We start from the raw sequence: 22,157 nt of genomic DNA, 5'->3' as shown, positions 1-22,157 counted from the left end.
CGGTCACACTCGATGGTAGGGATGGTTCTGGGTGATTGACCATGCACGATATAACTGTTCCGCCAGCATCACGCGCACGATACCGTGCGGCAGCGTCATGCTGGAGATGCGGATCAGACCGTCGGCACGGGCCTTGAGTTCCGGATCGAGGCCGTCGGCCCCGCCGATCAGGAAGGCGCAGTCGCGTCCGTCCTGCTGCCATGCTTCCAGTTGCTGCGACAAACCGACGCTCGTCAGGTCCTTGCCGCGCTCGTCGAGGGCGATGATGCGCACGCCCTTGGGCAGCACGGCCTCGATGCGTTCGCGCTCGAGCGCCATCGCGGTGGCGGCCGTCTTGCTGCCCGACCGTTCGACGGGCTTGATCTCCTTGAGCACGATGCGCAGCTCCGGGGGCATGCGCTTGGCGTATTCCGCGAAGCCCGTCTCGATCCAGGCCGGCATCTTGTGGCCGACCGCGGCGATGATCAACTGCATCGTCGCTTATTCTTCGGCTTTCTTGACGCGGCGGATGACTTTCTTCGCGGGTGCGGCGGCGTCGGCGGCGGCCTTCGTCGCGCGCTTCGGTGCGGCGGCGGCTTTCGCGGCCTTGGCGGCCTTCGCGTCCGCGGCGGCGGTCTTCGACACGGCGACCTTCACGGTGGCGCCCGTCGGGATCTTCTTCGCCGCTGGTTTCTTCGCGGCGGGTTTCGCATCGGCCGACTTCTTGGCCGCCGGCTTGCGCTCGCGCACCGGCTTCGCGTCTTCTTGTTCCTGGTTGGCGGCGAGGTGCTTCGACTTCGCCTTCGGCGCAGCCGCATCCTGGCCTTCCGTCGTCGACTTGCGCTTGGCGGCGCCCAGCTTCACGGGCTTGTCGCCCCAGATTTCCTCGAGGCGGTAGTACTGGCGGATGGCCGGCTGCATGATGTGCACGATCATGTCGCCCAGGTCGACGAGGACCCATTCGCCCGTGTCTTCGCCTTCCAGCCCGACCACGTCGCCGCCTGCTTCCTTGACCTTGTCGCGCACCGAGGCGGCCAACGCCTTCGTCTGGCGATTCGAAGTGCCCGACACGACCGCGATGCGGTCGAACAGGCTGGTCAGGTGCGTCGTGTCGAACAGGACGATTTCCTGGCCCTTGACGTCTTCGAGGGCGTCGACGACGAGCGTTTGCAGTTTCTTGATATCCATTAGTTTTTGTACAAGTTATGTTGTTGAATATAGTCTAGCACTTGCGGCGCAACCAGCGCGCTTATGTCAGTACGGGGCGTCGCGTGCAAGGCCGCGCGCACTTGCGTGGCCGAGGTGTCGACGGCCAGCGTATGCGCCAGGCAGACTTTGCCGGCGCTGCTCGCGCGCACGTCGTCGAACGACGCCCGCCGCTGCGCCAGTTCGGCCGCCACCGCCGGCGGCAGCGCGGCATCGTCGAGCCGGTAGCCGGGGCGGGCGGCGACGCCGAAATTCGCGAGCGCGAACAGGTCGCGCCAGTCGCGCCACGTGTCCAGCTTCTGCAACTGGTCCGCGCCCATCACGAAGACGATGGAGGCGTCGGGGCCGGCTTCCGCGCGCACGTCGCGCAAGGTCTCGACCGTGTAGGTGGCGCCGTGGCGGTCGATCTCGCGGGTATCGATCGTCACCGGCGCCGTGCTCCCCGCGAAGGCCAGCTCCAGCATGGCCACGCGGTCGGCGTCGCCTGCTTCCAGGCCATTCATTTTCTGCCACGGCTGGCCGGCGGGCAGCACGCGCAGCTCGTCCGGCCGCAGCAGGCGCGCGAACAGTTCGGCCAATGCGACGTGGCCGTGGTGCGGCGGATCGAAACTGCCACCCAGCAGGGCGATACAGAATGTCACGTAGCGAGCCAGTCCCGGTGCGGCAGGAAGTCGGTGTACAGCTTTGCTTCGGGGCTGCCCGGCTCCGGATGCCAGTCGTAGCGCCAGGTGACGATCGGCGGCATCGACATCAGGATCGCCTCCGTGCGTCCGCCCGATTGCAGGCCGAACAGCGTGCCGCGGTCCCACACGAGATTGAACTCGACGTAGCGTCCGCGCCGGTAGGCCTGGAAATCGCGTTCGCGTTCGCCGTACGGCTGGTCCTTGCGGCGTTGCAGGATCGGCAGGTAGGCGTCGAGGAAGCCGTTGCCCACGTTTTGCATCATGGCGTACGACTGCTCGAACCCCAGTTCGTTGAAGTCGTCGAAGAAGATGCCGCCCACGCCGCGCGCTTCCTTGCGGTGCTTCAGGTAGAAATAATCGTCGCACCAGCGCTTGAAGCGCGGATGCAGTTCGGCGCCGAACGGCGCCACCGCGTCGTGGCAGACCTGGTGGAAGTGGCGCGCGTCGGCTTCGTCACCATAATAGGGTGTGAGGTCCATGCCGCCGCCGAACCACCAGACCGGATCCTTGCCGTCCGCCGTCGCTTCGAAAAAGCGCACGTTCATGTGCACGGTGGGCGCATACGGATTGTGCGGGTGCAGCACGAGCGACACGCCCATCGCTTCCCACGCGCGGCCCGCGAGCTCCGGCCGCGCGGCCATCGCCGATGGCGGCAGGCTGGCGCCGCGCACGTGCGAGAAGTTCACGCCGCCCCGTTCGATCACATTTCCACCCTCGACGAGGCGCGACACGCCGCCACCGCCCTCGGCCCGTTCCCACGTATCGCGCAGGAAGGACTTGCCGTCGACCTCTTCCAGCGCCAGCACGATGCGCGCCTGCAGGTCGAGCAGCCACGTCTTGATGGCGGCGGGATTCGGGGTGCTCATGTTGAATTGTGGAAATATGAGAGAAATAAACGAACGGGAGATTGTACACTGATGCGGTAGATCGTCATAGACGACACGTCATCACATCAGTTTCCGTCCGGAAACTGCTAACATATCCCGATATGCTTGGTAGCACGACCACTACCACTCATGCATAAAACTCTTCAATTTTCTGCACATTTCAAGCTTTCGTAGTTGCAATTGCAAGCGGTACATACGCTTTGCTAATAGTCTCGATCTCAACAGCAACGGCTTTTCCGTGTCGGCCCAGTGGCCGGCATCCGGGTCCTGGAAGCACCCGGAAGGAAATGACCGAATAACGACAACGATCGGAGACCCGCTTTGAAGCCAGTACGCACTCACCCGCCACGACCATAGCGCCGACGCGCGCTGGGCGGCATCGTCCGTCTCTCTCTTCCATTCTTATCTTCCGCAGGCGCGGCCGGCTTTGTCCGCGCCCGGCGGACTGCTGCATCGCAACAAAACGGGCGGTTCGTCCGCCAACCCGGTAGTCACGATTCACTTTTTCTCGGAGTCCAAGCATGAAGAAGCAAACTCTCGCCCTTGCCTGTGTAGTGGCCGGCATCGCTGCAGGCTGCGGTGGCGGCAGCGGCACCAGCACGTCCTCGCAGTCGCCATCCTTTGCCGCGACGGTCGGCAGCGCCGACGTCACGGGTACGCGATGGCAGAGCGTGAAGTATGGCGGCGGCGGCTACGTGCCCGGGCTGATCTACCACCCGACGAGCCCGAACGTGGTCTATGCGCGAACCGACATCGGCGGTGTCTACCGCTGGAACGCCACGACGTCGAGCTGGGTGGCGATCACCGACGGCCTCGGCGTCAAGGAAGGTTTCTACATGGGCAGCGAAACCCTGGCCCTGGACCCGAACGACGACAAGCGTGTATACATGAGCACCGGCTTGTACGATTGGAGTGGTCAGAACGGCCGCCTGTACATTTCCACCGACCGTGGCGACACCTGGACGCACGTCGACCTGCCGTTCCGCACCGGCGCCAACGACCCGGGCCGCGCCATCGGCGAGCGCCTGATGGTCGATCCGAACAAGTCGTCGGTGTTGTACTACGCCACCCGGACGTCCGGCCTGTGGAAGAGCGCGGACTACGGCCAGACGTGGAACCAGGTGACGTCGCTGACGTCGTTCCAATACCCCGGCGACCAGATCGGCTCGCTGCCCGGACGCACGTCGGGCGGCATCGAGGGCGTGTTGTTCGACACGTCGACGACGGGTTCGGGCACGGCCACGCAGACCATCTACGTGTCGGTGGGGCCGGATTATGGTGCCGCGGCAGGCTTGAGCGCGAGCCTGTACAAGTCGACCGACGGCGGCGCGACCTGGACCGGCGTGACCACGCCCGAGACGGGCTTCCACATCCCGCACATGGTCCGTGCCAAGGACGGCATGATCTATGTGGCGTTCACGAAGGACATCGGCCCCGGTGCCGGTGGTCCATGCAGGCTGTACAAGTTCGACGGCACCAACTGGACGCTGCTGAAGAGCTACGAACCGGGTCAATGGACGAACTGGGGCATCGGTGGCCTGTCCGTCTCCGGTTCGGGCCCGACGACGCGTATCGCGCTGGGTATCTCGAATACGTGGGGTAACTGGGCGGGCCTGCCGATCGTCCAGTTGTCCGACGACGCGGGCCTGACGTGGCGCGAGATCGCCACGCAGATGCCGCACTCGCCGGACGTGGGCTTCTCCGGCTGGATCGACGACGTCGAGATCGATCCGAGCAACCCGGACCACATCACGCACGTCACCGGCGGCGGCCTGTGGGAAACGAAGAATGCGTCGTCGCCGACGCCGTCCTGGAACGAGGTCAACAACGGTATCGAGGAAAACGCGACGCTCACCCTGATGACGCCGCCCAAGGGCGCCAACTACACGCTGCTGAACGCCTCCGGCGACATCGGCGTGCACGTGCAGACCGACCTGCTCAAGAAAACCACGCGTGAGCCGCAGGGCAAGTTCGCCAACGGCGTCGGCATCGACACGGCCTGGTCCAATCCCGCCTACATCGCGGCGATCGGCGTCCCCGGCTATGTTCAAAACGGCGTCCACGGCATCTATTCGACCGACTCCGGCGTGACCTGGACGAATTTCGCGAGCGAACACCCGGATGCGGCGACCAACGCAGCGGGCGGCAGCGAAGCGAGCATCGCCGTGACCGCGCCGGGCAAGGCCGTCTGGGCACCGTCGAATTCGCGGCCGGCCTACACGACCGACAATGGCGCGACCTGGACCTACACGAACCTGCCGGCCCTGCCGGGCGTGGGTATCGGCCGCGGCTACCGCGTCGTCGCCGACCGCAAGAACCCGAACAAGGTCTATGCCTTCAACTCGGGCGGCGCATGGTGGAACCAGTGGGCGGACACGTCGCACTTCTGGTACTCGACGGACGGCGGCCACACGTTCACCGAGAGCACGACGTTCGTGGGCGCCGGCGCGCGCGTGGCGAGCTACGGATCGTCGTCGATCGCCGTCAATCCGAACGCCGAAGGCGATATCTGGGTGGCGGACGGGTACAACGTCCTGCACTCCACCGATTCGGGTGTGACGTGGACCAACCTGAACGTGACGACTCAGGACTGGGGCAACAACCCGACGTGGATGACGCCCGAAGTGCCTGGCGCATCCTCCATCGCGCTGGGCAAGGCACCCTTCGGTGCGACCTATTCGTCCTCGGTCTACATCGTCGGCATCGTCAACGGCGCGTGGGGCGTGCATCGCTCGGATGACGGCGGCAAGACCTGGCGCCGGATCAACGACGACAAGCACCAGTACGCCGGCATCGGCAACCTGGCGGCCGACCAGGTCGTGTTCGGACGCGTGTACGCCAGCGGCAACGGCCGTGGCGTGGTCTTCAGCTACTGATGACGGCAGGGCCGGCGCCCTCGGTGGCGCCGGCCGTATCGACTTTTTTCGGAGAATCCCATGAAATTCAAATCCATCCTCGCCGCCATCGCCTTCCTGGCCGCAGGCAGCGCCAGCGCGACCGTCCTGAACTTCGACGACCTGACCGAGATGACGTACGGCGGCGGCAGTCCGCTCCCGAGCAATATGGCGTATGACGGCACGAACCTGACGTACGTGCAGTCCGGCTTCCTGGTGACGCTGCACGCGCCCAATGCGGCGCCGGGCGCGGTCACGATCGGCACCTACTCGTACGAGCCACAGACGTTCAACTGGCTCGACGGCATCGACAACGGCACCGGCACCTTCCTGACGCTGAGCCGCGTCGGCGGCGGCAAGTTCAACCTGAACGGCTTCGATTATTCCGTCGACTATCCCGACACCACCGACGTGTCGGCCGACGGCGTCTCGGTCGGCGCCATCCAGGGCCCGGGCACGTGGACGAGCGGCCTGACGGGCATCAGCGAACTGCGCCTGACCGTCGACGCCTCCGGCTTCGCCCAGGTCGACAACATCGACGTGACGGCGGCCGGCGCCGTGCCGCTGCCGGGCACGCTGGCGCTGATGGTGGGTGGCCTGGCCGCGGGCGGCCTGGCGCGTCGTCGCCGCGCTTGATCTTTCCCGGCGGGCCGCGCCCGCCGGCATCCCTGCTTGCCCGCCACCGCGCGGGCGCCATCCTGGCTGACTCGAGAAAGGAGAGACGTGGGCCGCACGCTGCTGCCCAGATGCGTCGCCCTACCCGTGGCACGCGTCGCGCTATCCGATCGGGGAAAAATAATCAGGAGATGACAAGCATGAAATGGATGAAAACAACGCTCGTGCTGGCGGCGGCAATGGCCGCGGGCGGCGCGGCGGCGCAGAATTCGGCCGGCTATACGTGGAACAATGTACCGATGGGCGGTGGCGGCTTCGTCACCGGCATCTTCCCGGCCAAGACGCAGCAAGGCGTCGTGTACGCCCGCACCGACGTGGGTGGCGCGTACCGCTGGGATAACTCGGCATCGCGCTGGGTGCCGCTGATGGACTGGATGTCGCAGGACGACATGGGGCTGATGGGCGTCGATTCGATGGCGGTCGACCCGAAGAACGCGGCCAACATCGTGCTGTTGGCGGGCACCAGCTACTTCAGCAACGGCAAGACCGTCATCATGCGCTCCACGAACTATGGAGCGAGCTGGACGACGACCGACGTGTCGTCCCTGTTCAAGACGCACGGCAACGGCTACGGCCGCCAGAGCGGCGAGCGCCTCGCGTTCGACCCGGGTTCCAGCAACGTCCTGTACGCCGGCACCCGCTACAACGGCCTGTTCAAGAGCTGGGACTCCGGCGCAACATGGACCCGCCTCAGTGGCATCAACGTGACGACCACGCCGAACGGCAACGGCGTCAACCTCGTCCTCCCGGATCCGACCAGCGTCGTCAACGGCGCGGCGCAGCGCATCATCGTGGGCGTGTCGCGCTACAGCTATACGGGGCCGAACCTCTACCGCAGCGACAACGGCGGCCAGAGTTTCTATGCCATCAGCGGCGCACCCGGCAACCTGATGCCGCAGCGCGGCGCCTTCGACGGCCAGGGCAACCTCTACATTACCTACGCCAATGGCGCAGGCCCAGGCGGCATCGATCCGAATCAGATCGCGGACAATGCGATGACCCAGGGCGCCGTGATGAAGTACAACGTCAACAACGGCAGTTGGACCAACGTGAGCCCGAACGGCATGACCACGCCGTTCAGCGGCGTCAGCGTCGATGCCACGAATGCCAACCGCGTGCTCGTGTCGACCATCAATACCTATTGGAATCAGTGGGCCGGTTCCGACGGCAATACCATCTATGGCGATCGCATCTTCCTCAGCGCCAATGGCGGCGGCAGCTGGACGGACCTCGTGGCCACCGGCACCAAGTCCACCGGCGGGGTCGACTGGGCCGTCGACGCGGGCATCCATTGGTCCGGCTCCGTGGTGTTCGACCCGTTCAACGGCGCGACCGCTTGGGTCACGTCCGGCAACGGCATCTTCAAGTCGACCAATGTCGGTGCTGCGCAACCGAACTGGACGTTCAACGTGAACGGCCTGGAAGAAACCGTGGTGCTGGGCGGCGTCAGCGTGCCGGGCGGCCCGCTGATCACAGGGCTCGGCGACGTCGACGGCTTCCGCCACTACAACACGTGGGGCTATGGCGCCCGTCTGCAGCCGTACATGGGCAACACGTCCGGCCTGGCGATCGCGGGCAGTAATGCATCCGTGCTGGCCCGCGTCGGCAACAAGGTGCAGGTGTCGCTGAACGGCGGTGTCAACTGGTTCGTTTCCGGCAGCATCAACGGCAGCCAGGGCCAGGTGGCGCTGTCGGCCAATGGCGGCGTGCTGCTGCACAGCCCGTCGGGTTCCACCGTCACCTACCGTTCCGTCAACAACGGCAACAGCTGGACCGCGGTGAACAACCTGAACATCTCCGGTGCGACCGTCGTGGCCGACACCGTCAATTCCAACCTGTTCTATGCCTACGACAACAATAACGGCAAGGTCTGGGTCAGCTATGACGGCGGCGCCAACTTCTACAACACCGCCACGTTGTCCGCCTGGGGTAATCCCCGCATGCGCACGGCGCCCGGCATCCAGGGCGATATCTGGCTGCCGATGTACGGCAACGGCCTGATGCGTTCGACCAACTCCGGCTCGTCGTTCAGCAAGATCAACAGCGTGACGGAATGCCGCGGCATCGGCTTCGGCAAGGCGGCCGCAGGCAGCACGTACCCGACCATCTTCATGTGGGGCATCGTGAACGGCGTGCGCGGGATGTTCCGTTCGACCGACACGGGCAACAGCTGGGTGCAGATCAATGACTGGGCCCACCAGTACGGTGCCGATGGCGGCGTCGTCTTCGGCGACATGAACACGTTCGGTGTCGTGTACATGAGCACGATGGGCCGCGGCCTCGTGGCGGGCCGTCCGCAGTAAGCGTCACGTACCTCAACAAAACGGGACGAGGCCGTGGGCCCTGTCCCGTTTTTTTTGCCGTGTCAGCGAATGTTGAATGCGACGGCCGTGGCAAACGGCATCTCGGGTGGGGTCGTGATGACCAGGCCATCGGCGTCCTGGCGCCAGGCGAGCGGAGCGCCCTCGTGACCGACCAGGGATACCGACGTGACCGGCTTGCCCAGCAGGTTCGCGCGCGATCCGAGCGACGTGATCTTCAGCGTGGTGCCGGGCTTCGGCACCATCATGGTGAACGCGTACAGCGAACCGTCGCGGCCGACCGTGAAGCGGAAATCGTGGGGGCCAAACGCGAAGTCGGCCTGTTCCTTCCCGAGCTTCCCGGCGGGCAGGGTGCGCAGCTTGCCGTCCTCGCCTTCGCCCAGCCGCACCCAGGCCTTGCTGCCATAGATGCCCTGGCCGTTCACGCGCATCCAGGCGCCGACTTCCTTCAGCATGCGGATGCTGCCTTCGTCCAGCGAACCGTCCGGCAGCGGCGAAATGCAGATCGCCACGTTGCCGTCGCGCGCCACCTGTTCGAGCAGGTAGCGGATCATGGCGCCCGAATCGTACGTGAACCACGGGGCGTAGTACCAGTCGCCCACGGCCGTTTCCGCGATCCACGGTGCATCGTTCCGGATGCCCTGCGGGATCGAGCCTTCCTCCGTGCTGACGGTGCCGTTGAATTTGGGATGGAATTTGACGATGCTGAACGTGTCGACCTTGCCCCGTTTCTTCAGCGTGCGGTTGTAGAAATCCGCCATCACGAGCTGCATGGCATCCGACTTCATGCCGGTCCCGGTCCCGTTGCCGCTGAACGGCTGGTCGCTCGTGCCGTCCGTGTAGATGAAATCGGGGTCGTAATGTTCCACCACGTCCATCATGCGCAGCGCCCACCGTTTCGCGTACCACTCGGCATAGGCGCCGTGGCGGCTGAAGATGCCGGCGGGCGGCGGTTGCCAGTCCGTGTGTGCCGCCGCCGTGACGCCCTTGTATTCGCGCAGGTCCGGGCCGTACAGCAGGCGCGGATCGAGCCCTTCCCACCATTGCCCCTTGCCGTCGGCCAAGGTCAATGCGCCGTCGTACGGCTTGCCGGCGAACGGGCCCGTCGGGTCGCTGCCGAACGCGGTCTGCCACCACCACCACGTGTATTCATGGTGAAACGCGACGCCATAGCGCAGGCCGCTCGCCTTCGCCGCGGCCGCCCACTCGCCGAGCAGGTCGCGCTTGGGACCGAGGCGCTTCGCATTCCACGGCTGATAACGGGAATCCCACAAATCGAAATTGTCGTGGTGGACGCCCTGGATGAGCAGGAAGCGCGCGCCGGCCTCCTTGTACAGCGCCGTCAGCCTGGCCGGGTCGAGCTTGCGCGGATTCCAGTCCCGCAGCACCTCCTTGTAGCCGGTCTCCGAAGGATGACCGTAAGCCTTGAGGTGGCTGGCGTAGGCCGACGTGCCCGGGACGTACAGCCGGCGGGCGTACCAGTCGCCGCTCATGCCCGCCGCCTGCGGACCGAAGTGGACCCAGATGCCGAACTTGGCCTCGCGCAGCCACGCCGGCGTGCCCGGGTAGTGCTGTGCGATCGAGTCCCACGTCGGCTGGAACGGGCCGTCCGTGACCGGCAAGTCCAGGTGCACCGCGGGTGCGGTGCGCCAGTCTCCCATGGTTGCGCTGTCGGGGGCCAGCTTCGCCGGCACGGCCGGCATCGGGCCGAGCACCGGCAGCGCAGCGTGGACGGGAAGGGCGGTGGCGAGGATGCCGGCCAGTGCCAGGGTCGTGGTCTTCAAGGTCTACGCTCCGTTCGACGGTGGGATGGCGGCGATTGTATTCTATATATTTTAAACACTCAACGATAAAAAAACGGGACAAGGTTTGCACCGTGTCCCGTTTTTCACGCTGCGCGCGCTACGTCGTCAAGCCGACTTGATGCCGCGCCAGCCGATGTCGCGGCGGTACTGCGCGCCGTTGAAGTGGATTTTCTCCACCGTCTCGTACGCCTGCTTCTGCGCCATCTTGACGCTGTCGCCCAGGCCGACGACGCACAGCACGCGGCCGCCCGACGTCTGCAGGGTGCCGCCCACGATCTGCGTGCCCGCGTGGAAGGTGACGCATTCCGGCGTTTCGGCGGGAATGCCGTCGATGACGTCGCCCTTGGCCGGCGCGTCCGGATAGCCGGCCGCCGCCATCACGACGCCCACCGCCGTGCGGCGGTCCCATTCGAGCTCGACCTTGTCAAGGGTGCCGTTGCACGCGTGTTCCAGCACCGTCACGAAGTCGCTCTTCAGGCGCGTCATGATCGGCTGCGTTTCCGGGTCGCCCATGCGGCAGTTGAATTCGATGACCTTCGGTACACCGGCCGCGTCGATCATCAGGCCCGCGTACAGGAAGCCGCTGTAGGGGATGCCGTCCTTGGCCATGCCGTGGATCGTGGGATTGATGATCTCGCGCATCACGCGCGCGTGGATCGACGGCGTGACGACCGGTGCCGGCGAGTACGCGCCCATGCCGCCCGTGTTCGGGCCCTGGTCGTGGTCCTTCAGGCGCTTGTGGTCTTGCGACGTGGCCAGGGCGACGACGTTCTTGCCGTCGCACATGACGATGAAGCTCGCTTCTTCGCCGGCCAGGAATTCCTCGATCACGATGCGTGCGCCCGCGTCGCCGAAGCGGTTGCCCGACAACATGTCGTCGGCCGCCTGGTGCGCTTCTTCCAGGGTCATGGCGACGACGACACCCTTGCCGGCCGCGAGGCCGTCGGCCTTGATGACGATGGGTGCGCCCTTTTCGTCGATGTAGGCGTGGGCTTGCGCGACGTCCGTGAACGTCTTGTACTCGGCCGTCGGGATGCCGTGGCGATGCATGAAGGCCTTGGCGAAGTCCTTCGAGCTTTCCAGCTGGGCCGCTTCCTTCGTGGGGCCGAAGACCTTCAGGCCGCGCGCGCGGAACAGGTTGACGATGCCGGCCGCCAGCGGTTGCTCCGGGCCGACGAGCGTCAGGTTGACGTGCTCGGCGACGACGAAGTCGGCCAGCGCGGCCGGGTCGGTGATGTCGATGTTGACCAGGCGCGCATCGCGCGCGGTGCCGCCATTGCCCGGTGCGACATAGACCATCTGGACGCGATCGGATTGGGCCAGTTTCCAGGCCAGGGCATGTTCACGGCCGCCAGAGCCGACTACCAGGATTTTCATGGATTGCTTTCGCTGCCAGGCGATGCCTGCTTAAACTTGAACTTGAATGGAGACTGCTGCTTACTCGTCGATTACGGCGTTCGTATAGACTTCCTGGACATCGTCCAGGTTTTCGAGGGCGTCGAGCAGCTTCTGCATCTTGAGCGCGTCCTCGCCGGTGAACACCGTCTCGGTATCCGGCTTCATGATCACTTCGGCGGAGTCGGCCTTGAAGCCGGCCTTCTCCAGCGCTTCCTTGACGCCGGCGAACGCGATCGGGTCGCACAGCACTTCGAAGCCGCCTTCGTCGTCGGCGATCACGTCGTCGGCGCCGGCTTCCAGTGCCGCTTCCATCAGCTTGTCTTCGTTGACGCCCGGCGCGAACAGGAACTGGCCGACGTGCTTGAACATGAACGACACCGAACCTTCCGTGCCCATATTGCCGCCGAACTTGCTGAACGCATGGCGGACTTCCGCCACGGTGCGCACGCGGTTGTCGGTCATGCAGTCGACGATGATGGCGGCGCCGCCGATGCCGTAGCCTTCGTAGCGGATTTCCTCGTAGTTGACGCCTTCCAGGCCGCCCGAGCCGCGCTGCACGGCGCGGTTGACGTTATCCTTCGGCATGTTCGCGTCGGCCGCTTTCTCGATCGCGAGGCGCAGGCGCGGATTGGTGTTGGCGTCGCCGCCACCCATGCGGGCGGCCACGGTGATTTCCTTGATCAGTCGGGTCCAGATCTTGCCGCGCTTCGCGTCAGTTGCGGCTTTCTTGTGCTTGATGTTGGCCCATTTGCTGTGTCCAGCCATGTCGAGTCTTCCTTGAGCAGGGGACCTCGGCAAACTGCGATCATGGAGGCCCCGGGTATGATAATCCTCGACATTTTAGCATAGGCACCCCGCCTAAAAACTGTCAGGGAAACAACAACACCGTGCCCAATCCGACGAATACTAGCCCCGTCGCGCAGGCGACGACATGGCCACCGGGCAGCAGTTTTTCCGCCAGGATCAAGGCGATCAGGCCGGCGATCACGGGCACGTTCAGCACGCCCGCCGGCAGCACGAGCGCGAGCAGCAGCCAACAGCACCCGGTACAGTAGCGCGCATCCGCGACGCCCATGCGGAACGCGCCCCAGGCGCCGCCCCGCCAGTGTGTGAGGACGAACGCGAGCGGCGCGCGGCAGTTGTCGAGGCACACGTGCTTCGCGGGCGTCCACTGGTAGACACCTGCCGCGACGAGGGCGAGGGCGCCTACCGTCGGGTGCGCGATGGCCATCGTCTCGTCGAGCGCGCCCGCATCGTGCAGCTGCCAGTCGGCCAGCGTGGCGGCGAGCGCGCAGCAGAGCCAGACGAACAGATAACCCAGCATGAACAGGACGGTGGACGGGTAGACCCGGCGCTCGCGCACGAGCCGCTTGACGCGCGCATACAGCAGCACGGACGGCGCGGCGGCCGGCAGCAGCATCGCGGCGATGACGACGGTCCAGAGCGCCAGCAGCCGCGCGAGGTCGGTCGCGCGGTACGGGGCGGCATGCGCACCGCCGACAGGGCCCGCGCCCGGCGGCCACGGGCGGCCCGCGTGGAACGGCACGAACAGCAGCCAGGCCCAGCACAGTGCCGCGAGCAGCACCAGCAGGGCGAGGACGATGGTGCGGTCGGCGCCCGGGCGCTCGATGCCGCTCGCGCGGCTCATCGCGCGCCGGCGCCGCACGTGAAATGGCATGCCATGGTGGTCCTCCTGTATTGATCGAGCGGTCGAGCGGTCGAGCAGCGATGGCAGTTGGACCGCGTGTGCCCGGCCGCGTTCGGAGGCGTCCTCAGCCGGCAAAATGGATTCCTCGTACAATCGTTGGATGAGTAAAACTGCAAGCGACGTTTCCGTTGCACCGACCACACACCCGTCCATCGTGGGAGGCCTCGCGATCGCCATCGGCGGCGCCGTTCTGTTTTCCATGAAGGCCGTCGTCGCCAAACTGCTGTACCGGTACCACATCGACGCCGTCACATTGATCGGGTTCAGGATGATGTTCTCGTTTCCCGTGTTCGCGGCCGTCGCGCTGTGGAAGATGCGGACCGAGCCGCCGATCGCCGTGCGCGACCGCTGGCGCCTTGGCGGCCTGGGCCTGATCGGCTACTACCTGTCGAGCTTTCTGGATTTCAGCGGATTGCAGTACATTTCGGTGGGCCTGGAGCGCTTGATCCTGTTCCTCACGCCGACGTTCGTCCTCATGATCACGGCGCTGTTCTTCAAGCGCCGCATCGGCCGCGCGGAATGGCTGGCGCTGGCGTTGTCGTACTGCGGCATCGTGCTCGTGTTCGCGCACGATCTCGTGGGCGGCAAGGGCAGCACGGTCACAGGCTCGCTGCTCGTGCTGGGCTCGGCGGTTTGCTACGCGATCTATCTGCTGGGCACGGGCGAGATGGTGCGCCGCATCGGCGCGCTGCGCCTCGTCGCGTACGCGATGTCCGCGTCGAGCGTGGCGTGCATCGTGCAGTTCTTCGTGCTGCGGCCCGCCAGCATGCTCGTGCAGCCGCTGCCCGTTTACGAGCTCTCGCTCGTGAATGGGATATTCTGTACCATCTTCCCTGTCTTCATGACGATGGCGGCCGTCCAGCGCATCGGGGCGACGACGGCATCGCAGGCCGGCATGGTCGGTCCGGTGTCCACGTTGTTCCTGGGCTGGGCCATCCTCGGGGAGCCGATCACGACCGTGCAACTGGCCGGAACCGGCCTCGTGCTGGGCGGGATCTACCTGCTGTCGAAGAAAAAAACCACCTCATAAAACGAACGGAACGGAACATGAAACCTCGCATCGCCCTGATCGCCCACGACAAGAAAAAAGACGACATGATCGCGCTCGCCGCCGAATACGTCGACTTCCTGCGCGGTTGCACGCTGTCGGCCACCGGCACGACGGGCGGGCGCCTGATCAACGAGCTGGGCCTGGAGGTGACGCGCATGCATTCCGGCCCGGTCGGCGGCGACCTGCAGATCGGCGCGCACCTCGTCAACGGCGAGATCGACTGCGTGATCTTCCTGCGCGACCCGATGACCCCGCAGCCGCACGAACCGGACATCAATGCGCTCGTGCGCGCCTGCGACGTGCACAACATCCCGTGCGCGACGAACGTCGCCAGCGCGCACCTCGTGCTGTCGCAACTGCAGTCGACGGCGGACTGATTCGCCAGGAGGCGGCCATGACCACGGCAAAAGCGATCCGTTTCGCCCGCACGGGCGGGCCCGAGGTGCTGGAATACGTCGACGTCGAAGTCGGCGACCCCGGCCCGGGCGAGGCGCGCGTGCGCAACCACGCGATCGGCGTGAATTTCATCGACACGTATTTCCGCTCGGGCCTGTATCCGCTCGACCTGCCGAACGGCCTCGGCCAGGAAGCGGCAGGTGTCGTCGAGGCCGTGGGCGAAGGCGTCACGCACGTGCGGCCGGGCGACCGCGTCGCGTATGCGGCGCGCCCGAATGGCGCCTACAGCCAGCTGCGCGTGATGCCGGCCGACGTGCTCGTCCGGCTGCCGGACGACATCTCGTTCGAGACGGGCGCCGCGATGCTGCTGCAAGGCCTGACCGTGCACTACCTGCTGAAGCAGACGTATGCAGTGAAACCAGGCGAGACGATTTTGTTCCACGCGGCGGCCGGCGGCGTCGGCCTGATCGCGTGCCAGTGGGCGCGGGCGCTGGGCGCGAACCTGATCGGGACGGTCGGGGCCGACGAGAAAGCGGCACTCGCGAGGCAGCACGGCGCGGCCCACGTCATCAACTACAACACCGAGGACGTCGTGCAGCGCGTGCTGGAGATCACGAACGGGGAAAAGGTGCCCGTCGTCTACGATTCGGTCGGCAAGGACATGTTCACGCGCTCGCTGGACTGCCTGCGGCCGCGCGGGCTGATGGTCAGCTTCGGCAATTCGTCCGGACCCGTGCCGCCGTTCTCGCTGAACGAATTGTCGGCGCGCGGCTCGCTGTACCTCACGCGGCCGACCTTGCAATCGTATGCGGCCACGCGCGCAGAGCGCGAGGCGATGGCGGCCGATCTGTTCGCGATGGTGTCGAGCGGCCAGGTGAGCATCGAGATCCACCAGCGCTTCCCCCTGGCCGATGCGGCCCGGGCCCACGCCGCCCTCGAAGGGCGCCGGACGACCGGCAAGACGATATTGCTGCCATGAGAGAATTCAGCGACGACAATGAACCACCGGTCGATCCGCAACCGGCGACGGAACCGCGCTTCGGGCGATTGCTCGTGGTGCTGATGCTGGCCGTCCTGCTGATCGTGGGGATCACGTTCCTGTCCGAGGCGTATTTGTCCTGACGGGATGTGTCTGGTGGGCTCGGGGAGCCCACCCTACGGCAACGTGGTGTTCGTAGGGTGGGCCCCCCGTGCCCACCATGCGCCGAGTGAACGTAGGGTGGGCACCCCGTGCCCACCATGTGCCGAGTGAACGTAGGGAGGGCCCCCCCGTGCCCACCATGTGCCGAGTGAACGTAGGGAGGGCCCCCCGTGCCCACCATGCGCCGAGTGAACGTAGGGTGGGTACCCCGTGCCCACCATGCGCCGAGTGAACGTAGGGTGGGCACCCCGTGCCCACCATGTGCCGAGTGAACGTAGGGAGGGCACCCCGTGCCGACCATGCGCCGAGTGAACGTAGGGTGGGCACCCCGTGCCCACCATGCGCCGAGTGAACGTAGGGAGGGCCCCCCGTGCCCACCATGCGCCGAGTGAACGTAGGGAGGGCCCCCCGTGCCCACCATGCGCCGAGTGAACGTAGGGTGGGCACCCCGTGCCCACCATGCGCCGAGTGAACGTAGGGTGGGCACCCCGTGCCCACCATGTGCCGAGTGAACGTAGGGAGGGCCCCCCGTGCCCACCATGCGCCGAGTGAACGTAGGGTGGGCACCCCGTGCCCACCATGCGCCGAGTGAACGTAGGGAGGGCACCCCGTGCCCACCATGCGCCGAGTGAACGTAGGGTGGGCACCCCGTGCCCACCATGTGCCGAGTGAACGTAGGGTGGGCACCCCGTGCCCACCATGCGCCGCGCCGATTCAACCGTTCTGCTGCGGCTCCTGCTTCAACTCGATCACACGCGAGCCACCGTTAGGCCCCGGGAACCCTTCGAACGCGCTCTGCACGAGGGCCGGCATCACGGCCGGCGTCGACATCTGCCGGCTGATGTTGCGCACGGTGACGTCGAACAGGCGCTTGCCGTCCGCCGCCGACGCGATCGAGATCTGCACTTGGCGGTGGTAGCGGTGCTCCTCCTGCACGTCATACGCGGGCAGCGGGCCCCACAGCGGGTCGTAGAACGGGCTGTACCAGCCGCCCCAGTAGCGCCGGCGCCATCCCATGTAGGCGAAGCGGGGCGAGTACATCGGCTCGAACGTCGGGTAGATGACCTGCGTCGGCACGTCGATCGTGGAGAAGCGCATCGACACCTTCAGCGCCGGCGCCTCCCGCGACTCGTGGAAGCCGAGGCGGGCGAGCTGGGCGCGCACGAGGTTTTCGTAGCTCTGCAGCTCCAGCGTATTGTCCTGCGGCGGCGGCGCCTCGAACGCGTAGCTCTTGTCGGGCAGCTGGGCGGGCCATTGGTTGAACGTGGTGACATCGCTGCGGATCGTCGTCGCACAGCCGCCCAGCAACAGGCTCAGCGATGCGACCGCGGCGATCAAGGTGCGTTTCATGATGGACTCCATCGGTTCGGTATTCCCCTCGTGTCGGATTTCAATCCTGTAATCGGTCTTGTTCAGGAGACCATATTATTCCTGATGCGTGATGTTCGTCGATACATTTACGCGTGGTTACGGCGTGTACATGGCGATACAAAAGAAAGGTGGACGGAGCGTACGCGAAGCTGTTGGTAAAATAAGCATCCCACCAACGGCTTTGCGGACCTGACCATGCGCACCGATACGCCTCAGACCATCTACCGGAAGGATTACACCGCCCCCAGCTATCTGGTCGATACCGTGGAACTCGGCTTCGACCTCGACCCCGCCCGAACCGTCGTCGCGAACCGGATGACGGTGCGCCGCAATCCCGCCAGCGCCCAGCGCGAAATCGAGCTGTACGGCGAAGACATCGAACTGGTGAGCCTGCGCCTGAACGGCCGGACGCTGGTCGAGGGCGACTACGTCATCGAGGGCACGCTGCTGCGCATCCCCAACGCGCCGGAAGAGGCGACGCTGGAAATCGAAACCATTTGCGTTCCGGAAAGCAATACTACCCTCAGCGGCCTGTACACGTCCAACGGAAGTTTCTACACGCAGTGCGAGGCCGAAGGGTTCCGCCGCATCACCTATTTCCCGGACCGCCCGGACGTGATGGCCCGTTATACCGTGATGCTGCGCGCCGACAAGGACAAGTACCCGGTGCTGCTGTCGAACGGCAACCTGATCGACGAGGGCATCCTTCCGGACGGTCGCCGCTACGCGCTGTGGGAAGACCCGTTCAAGAAGCCGTCGTACCTGTTCGCCCTCGTCGCCGCGCGCCTCGTGTGCCAGGAAGAGGATTTCGAGCTGGCCGACGGCCGCACGGCGCTGCTGCAGGTGTGGGTGGAAGAGGGCAACCTCGACAAGACGGACTACGCGATGCAGTCGCTGAAGCACAGCATCCGCTGGGACGAGGAGCGCTGGGACCTGGAACTCGACCTCGACCGCTTCATGATCGTCGCCGTCGGCGACTTCAACATGGGGGCGATGGAAAACAAGGGCCTGAACATCTTCAACACGAAGTTCGTGCTCGCGAATCCGCGCGTCGCGACGGACGTCGACTTCCAGGGCATCGAGGCCGTCGTCGGCCACGAATACTTCCACAACTGGACGGGCAACCGCGTCACCTGCCGCGACTGGTTCCAGCTGTCGCTGAAGGAAGGCCTGACCGTGTTCCGCGACCAGGAATTCTCGGCCGACATGATTGGCACGAACACCGGCCGCGCCGTCACCCGCATCGACCAGGTACGCACCCTGCGCCAGGCCCAGTTCCCGGAAGACGCCGGCCCGATGGCGCACCCGGTCCGCCCCGACTCCTTCGTCGAGATCAATAATTTTTATACGGTCACCGTGTACGAGAAGGGCGCCGAAGTCGTGCGCATGTACCAGACCCTGCTGGGCCGCGACGGTTTCCGCAAAGGCATGGACCTGTACTTCCAGCGCCACGACGGGCAGGCCGTCACCTGCGACGATTTCCGTCTGGCGATGGCCGACGCCAACGGCCGCGACCTGGCGCAATTCGAGCGCTGGTACAGCCAGGCCGGCACGCCCGTCGTGCAGGCCGAAACGCGCTGGGACGAGCAGGCGCAGACGTACACGCTGCGCCTGATCCAGTCGTGCCCGCCGACGCCCGGCCAGCCCGAGAAGCAGCCGTTCCACGTCCCCGTGGCCGTGGGCCTGCTGGGCCGGGACGGCCGCGACCTGCCTTTGACGGTCGACGGCAAGGTTGTCGGCACGACTGCCGTGCTGGAACTGACGGAGGCCGACCAGACCTTCACGTTCACGAACGTGGCGGAGCAGCCGACGCCGTCGATCCTGCGCGATTTTTCCGCGCCCGTGATCCTGAAATACGGCTACAACGACGCCGAACTGGTGCACCTGTTCAGCCACGACAGCGACCCCGTCAACCGCTGGGAAGCGGGCCAGCGCCTCGCGATGAGCCGCCTGCTGAAGCTGTCCGGGCAGGTCGCGGCCGCCGGCAATGCCGATCCGAAGCTGGACGTGGACGACGTGTTCATCGACGCCATGCGCAAGATCCTCGCCGACGACACGCTCGACCCGGCCTTCCGCGAACAGGCGCTGCTGCTGCCGTCGGAAACGATGATCGCGGACCAGTTGGACGTCGTCGATCCGCTTGCCATCCACACGGCGCGCCAGTTCGTGCGCGCCGCCATCGGCACCCGCCTGCGCGGGGAATTGGAGGCCCAGTACGACGCCAACCAGACGCCGGGCGAATACAGCCCGGACGCCGCATCGATCGGCAAGCGCGCACTGAAGAACCTGGCGCTGGCCTACCTGTGCGCCGCGCCGGACGACGCGAGCCTCGACCTGGCGCGGCGCCAGTTCGACGGCGCCACGAACATGACGGACCGTGCGTCCGCGCTGTCCGCGCTCGTGCATGCGCGCGCGCCCGCGGCGGGCGATGCCCTGCAGCGCTTCTACGACGAATTCCAGGGCGAGCCCCTGGTCGTCGACAAGTGGTTCGCGATGCAGGCCGCCGCCCCGACGACGGACGTGAACCGCGTGCGCGACCTCATGACGCACAAGGCGTTCACGCTGCGCAATCCGAACCGGGCGCGCAGCCTCGTGTCGACGTTCTGCGCCGGTAATCCGGTGGGCTTCCACGCGCCGGACGGCAGCGGCTACGCGTTCTGGGCCGAGCAGGTGATCGCGCTGGACGCGTTGAACCCGCAGGTCGCCAGCCGCCTGGCCCGCGCGATGGACCGCTGGCGCCGCTACACGCCCGATTTGCAAGCCCGGATGAAGCGGGCGCTGCAGCAGGTGGCGGGGCAGGCGAAGCTGTCGAACGACGTGCGCGAGGTGGTCGGCAAGGCCCTCGCCAACTGAGAAGGACGTATTGGCGTAGGGTGGGCACCCCGTGCCCACGCGGAAGTCGGCATGACGCAACGTTTCGCGTGGGCGGAGGCCGCCCACCCTACGACAGCTCCAAGCGCAAACAAAGAATTTTCACAAACTGAAGGAAGTCCATGAAACGAGTCAGCCTGACGCAATACCTCGTCGAGGAACAGCGTCTCCACAGCAACATCCCCGCATCGCTGCGCCTCCTGATCGAGGTGGTGGCGCGCGCCTGCAAGACCATTTCCCACTCGGTCGGCAAGGGCGCGCTCGGCGACATCCTCGGCAGCGCGAACACGGAGAACATCCAGGGCGAAGTGCAGAAGAAACTCGACGTGATCTCCAACGAGATCCTGCTCGAAGCCAATGAATGGGGCGGCCACCTGGCGGCAATGGCGTCGGAAGAAATGGAATCGATCCACCCGATCCCGAACCGCTACCCGATGGGCGAATACATGCTGCTGTTCGACCCGCTGGACGGCTCGTCGAACATCGACGTCAACGTGTCGATCGGCACCATCTTCTCCGTGCTGAAGGCGCCGGAAGGCATGACGCAGCCGACGGAAGCCGACTTCATGCAGGCCGGCAGCCAGCAGGTCGCGGCCGGCTATGCCGTGTACGGCCCGCAGACGATGCTGGTGCTCACCACGGGCAACGGCGTCAACTGCTTCACCCTGGACCGCGAGATGGGTTCCTGGGTGCTGACGCAGAAGGACATGCAGATCCCGGAAGAGACGAAGGAATTCGCCATCAACATGTCGAACCAGCGCCACTGGCATCCGCCCGTCACGCGCTATGTCGACGAAATGTTGGCCGGCAAGACCGGTCCCCGTGGCAAGGATTTCAATATGCGCTGGATCGCCTCGATGGTGGCCGACGTGCACCGCATCCTGAACCGCGGCGGCATCTTCATGTACCCGGCCGACCAGCGCGACCCGTCGCAGCCGGGCAAGCTGCGCCTGATGTACGAGGCGAACCCGATGGCGTTCATCGTCGAGCAGGCGGGCGGCGCCGCGACGGACGGCCGGCAGCGCATCCTCGACATCGCGCCGCAAAAGCTGCACCAGCGCGTGCCCGTGTTCCTGGGCTCGAAGAGCGAAGTGGAGCGCGTGACGAGCTACCACCAGGAATGATTTTTGGCCTGTCCTGCATAAAATTGCCGAGCCGGACTAGCAAGTTTTCGAAGTTGTTGTTAGAATGCGGGCTCCTTCGCGCTGCAGCTCATCTGGATGAGCAAGCAAGCGATGGCCTTCGGGCCGCCAGCAGTCTGATGGCAGGTAATGCAGGCACAGGTTAAACGGTAGTACAGGTTTAGCCGCTGTAGCTCAGTCGGTAGAGCAGCGCATTCGTAATGCGAAGGTCACCAGTTCGATTCCGGTCAGCGGCACCAGACAGCAGTAAGAAAAAGGGTTACAGGCGAAAGCATGTAACCCTTTTTTTCTTTTTGCTGCTTTCCACCGTTCGTCTAACCGCCATGTAACTCAGCTTTGCCTACGTTTCCGCATGGCCTAGTCTCCATGCGGGTTTCGGTCGTTTTTCACCTATGGATGTTAAGTGAATGTTTGCGGGTATTGTGGATTTCATCTGCAGTCGATGCCGCTAACACTTGGCCATATATTAGCTGCGAGCGAGATCCAGTACGACGACCTTAACTGTTTAGTTTCGTGCGATCATCTTCCCCGTCGTAGCTGGCCTTTGTTCCGCGCAAAGGCTATGCTGGGCGACTTGATTGCTGGATTCAGCAGTCCCGGCATTCAACCGCAACAGGAGCAGTTCGCAG

18 protein-coding genes and 1 tRNA gene are annotated in these 22,157 nt (G+C 65.4%); 10 read left to right on the top strand and 9 right to left on the bottom strand.

Annotation, left to right across the window (positions count from 1 at the left end):
• Positions 1 to 3: 3 nt before the first annotated feature.
• Genes rlmH through hemF form a run of 4 tightly spaced genes read right to left on the bottom strand, consistent with a single transcriptional unit; the run spans position 4 to position 2,734 of the window.
• Positions 4 to 474 carry a 23S rRNA (pseudouridine(1915)-N(3))-methyltransferase RlmH gene (gene rlmH / locus HAV22_RS28335; RefSeq protein ID WP_166864362.1) on the bottom strand — a complete coding sequence of 157 codons (471 nt, stop codon included), beginning with the start codon at positions 472 to 474 and terminating at the stop codon, positions 4 to 6.
• A 6-nt stretch (positions 475 to 480) separates the two neighbouring features.
• Positions 481 to 1,167: a ribosome silencing factor gene (rsfS, locus tag HAV22_RS28330; protein ID WP_166864358.1), complete on the bottom strand. Its 687-nt coding sequence runs from the start codon at positions 1,165 to 1,167 to the stop codon at positions 481 to 483.
• Positions 1,167 to 1,826, bottom strand: coding sequence for a nicotinate-nucleotide adenylyltransferase (locus tag HAV22_RS28325; RefSeq protein ID WP_166864355.1), 660 nt, complete (start codon positions 1,824 to 1,826; stop codon positions 1,167 to 1,169). The genes rsfS and HAV22_RS28325 overlap by 1 nt, the downstream gene beginning before the upstream one ends.
• Entirely contained in the window at positions 1,823 to 2,734 is a 912-nt protein-coding gene (gene hemF, locus HAV22_RS28320) for an oxygen-dependent coproporphyrinogen oxidase (protein ID WP_166864352.1), read from the bottom strand. Before hemF ends, HAV22_RS28325 begins: the two co-directional genes overlap by 4 nt.
• 542 nt (positions 2,735 to 3,276) lie before the next feature.
• On the opposite strand from hemF, the gene HAV22_RS28315 reads away from it, so the two are divergent.
• From HAV22_RS28315 to HAV22_RS28305, 3 genes are all read left to right on the top strand, one after another.
• Complete coding sequence (locus tag HAV22_RS28315) at positions 3,277 to 5,631, top strand: dockerin (protein WP_208296407.1); 2,355 nt, start codon at positions 3,277 to 3,279, stop codon at positions 5,629 to 5,631.
• Between the two features lie 60 nt (positions 5,632 to 5,691).
• Positions 5,692 to 6,285 carry a PEP-CTERM sorting domain-containing protein gene (locus HAV22_RS28310; protein ID WP_166864349.1) on the top strand — a complete coding sequence of 198 codons (594 nt, stop codon included), beginning with the start codon at positions 5,692 to 5,694 and terminating at the stop codon, positions 6,283 to 6,285.
• 179 nt (positions 6,286 to 6,464) lie between these two features.
• Positions 6,465 to 8,627, top strand: a complete 2,163-nt coding sequence (locus HAV22_RS28305; RefSeq protein ID WP_166864345.1) for a sialidase family protein — start codon at positions 6,465 to 6,467, stop codon at positions 8,625 to 8,627.
• Positions 8,628 to 8,689: 62 nt separating this feature from the next.
• Here HAV22_RS28305 and HAV22_RS28300 read toward each other — a convergent pair whose 3' ends face one another.
• The 4 genes from HAV22_RS28300 to HAV22_RS28285 form a co-directional block, all read right to left on the bottom strand.
• Positions 8,690 to 10,429 (bottom strand): alpha-L-fucosidase, encoded by a 1,740-nt coding sequence (locus HAV22_RS28300; protein ID WP_208296406.1) that lies wholly within the window; start codon positions 10,427 to 10,429, stop codon positions 8,690 to 8,692.
• A 126-nt stretch (positions 10,430 to 10,555) separates the two neighbouring features.
• On the bottom strand, positions 10,556 to 11,827 hold the full coding sequence (gene purD, locus HAV22_RS28295) for a phosphoribosylamine--glycine ligase (RefSeq protein WP_166864342.1): 1,272 nt from the start codon (positions 11,825 to 11,827) through the stop codon (positions 10,556 to 10,558).
• Positions 11,828 to 11,887: 60 nt separating this feature from the next.
• Positions 11,888 to 12,613 carry a YebC/PmpR family DNA-binding transcriptional regulator gene (locus tag HAV22_RS28290; protein WP_166864340.1) on the bottom strand — a complete coding sequence of 242 codons (726 nt, stop codon included), beginning with the start codon at positions 12,611 to 12,613 and terminating at the stop codon, positions 11,888 to 11,890.
• A gap of 103 nt (positions 12,614 to 12,716) precedes the next feature.
• Complete coding sequence (locus HAV22_RS28285; RefSeq protein WP_166864336.1) at positions 12,717 to 13,526, bottom strand: DUF2182 domain-containing protein; 810 nt, start codon at positions 13,524 to 13,526, stop codon at positions 12,717 to 12,719.
• A gap of 130 nt (positions 13,527 to 13,656) precedes the next feature.
• Here HAV22_RS28285 and HAV22_RS28280 point away from each other — a divergent pair, with 130 nt between their 5' ends.
• The 4 genes from HAV22_RS28280 to HAV22_RS28265 are packed head-to-tail and all read left to right on the top strand — an operon-like array spanning position 13,657 to position 16,125.
• Positions 13,657 to 14,586, top strand: a complete 930-nt coding sequence (locus HAV22_RS28280; protein WP_166864334.1) for a DMT family transporter — start codon at positions 13,657 to 13,659, stop codon at positions 14,584 to 14,586.
• A 17-nt stretch (positions 14,587 to 14,603) separates the two neighbouring features.
• Positions 14,604 to 14,984 carry a methylglyoxal synthase gene (locus HAV22_RS28275; protein ID WP_105376228.1) on the top strand — a complete coding sequence of 127 codons (381 nt, stop codon included), beginning with the start codon at positions 14,604 to 14,606 and terminating at the stop codon, positions 14,982 to 14,984.
• A gap of 17 nt (positions 14,985 to 15,001) precedes the next feature.
• The gene (locus tag HAV22_RS28270; RefSeq protein WP_166864331.1) at positions 15,002 to 15,982 is read left to right on the top strand and encodes a quinone oxidoreductase family protein; all 981 of its coding nucleotides are present in this window, start codon (positions 15,002 to 15,004) and stop codon (positions 15,980 to 15,982) included.
• Positions 15,979 to 16,125, top strand: coding sequence for a hypothetical protein (locus HAV22_RS28265; protein WP_166864329.1), 147 nt, complete (start codon positions 15,979 to 15,981; stop codon positions 16,123 to 16,125). The genes HAV22_RS28270 and HAV22_RS28265 overlap by 4 nt, the downstream gene beginning before the upstream one ends.
• Positions 16,126 to 16,858: 733 nt before the next feature.
• Here HAV22_RS28265 and HAV22_RS28260 read toward each other — a convergent pair.
• Complete coding sequence (locus HAV22_RS28260) at positions 16,859 to 17,494, bottom strand: DUF4136 domain-containing protein (RefSeq protein WP_166864326.1); 636 nt, start codon at positions 17,492 to 17,494, stop codon at positions 16,859 to 16,861.
• 216 nt (positions 17,495 to 17,710) lie between these two features.
• On the opposite strand from HAV22_RS28260, the gene pepN reads away from it, so the two are divergent.
• The 3 genes from pepN (at position 17,711) to HAV22_RS28245 (ending at position 21,767) form a co-directional block, all read left to right on the top strand.
• A complete protein-coding gene (gene pepN / locus HAV22_RS28255) occupies positions 17,711 to 20,368 on the top strand; it encodes an aminopeptidase N (RefSeq protein WP_166864323.1) in 2,658 nt (885 codons plus the stop codon).
• 140 nt (positions 20,369 to 20,508) lie between these two features.
• A complete protein-coding gene (locus tag HAV22_RS28250) occupies positions 20,509 to 21,510 on the top strand; it encodes a class 1 fructose-bisphosphatase (RefSeq protein ID WP_166864320.1) in 1,002 nt (333 codons plus the stop codon).
• A 181-nt stretch (positions 21,511 to 21,691) separates the two neighbouring features.
• A tRNA-Thr gene (locus HAV22_RS28245) sits at positions 21,692 to 21,767 on the top strand.
• The last annotated feature ends 390 nt before the right edge of the window (positions 21,768 to 22,157 follow it).

The organism is Telluria antibiotica, from assembly GCF_011682055.1.
Lineage (GTDB): Bacteria > Pseudomonadota > Gammaproteobacteria > Burkholderiales > Burkholderiaceae_D > Telluria > Telluria antibiotica.
The sequence above is the reverse complement of the archived record's forward strand: the minus strand, read 5'-3'. Positions and strand labels throughout refer to the sequence as shown.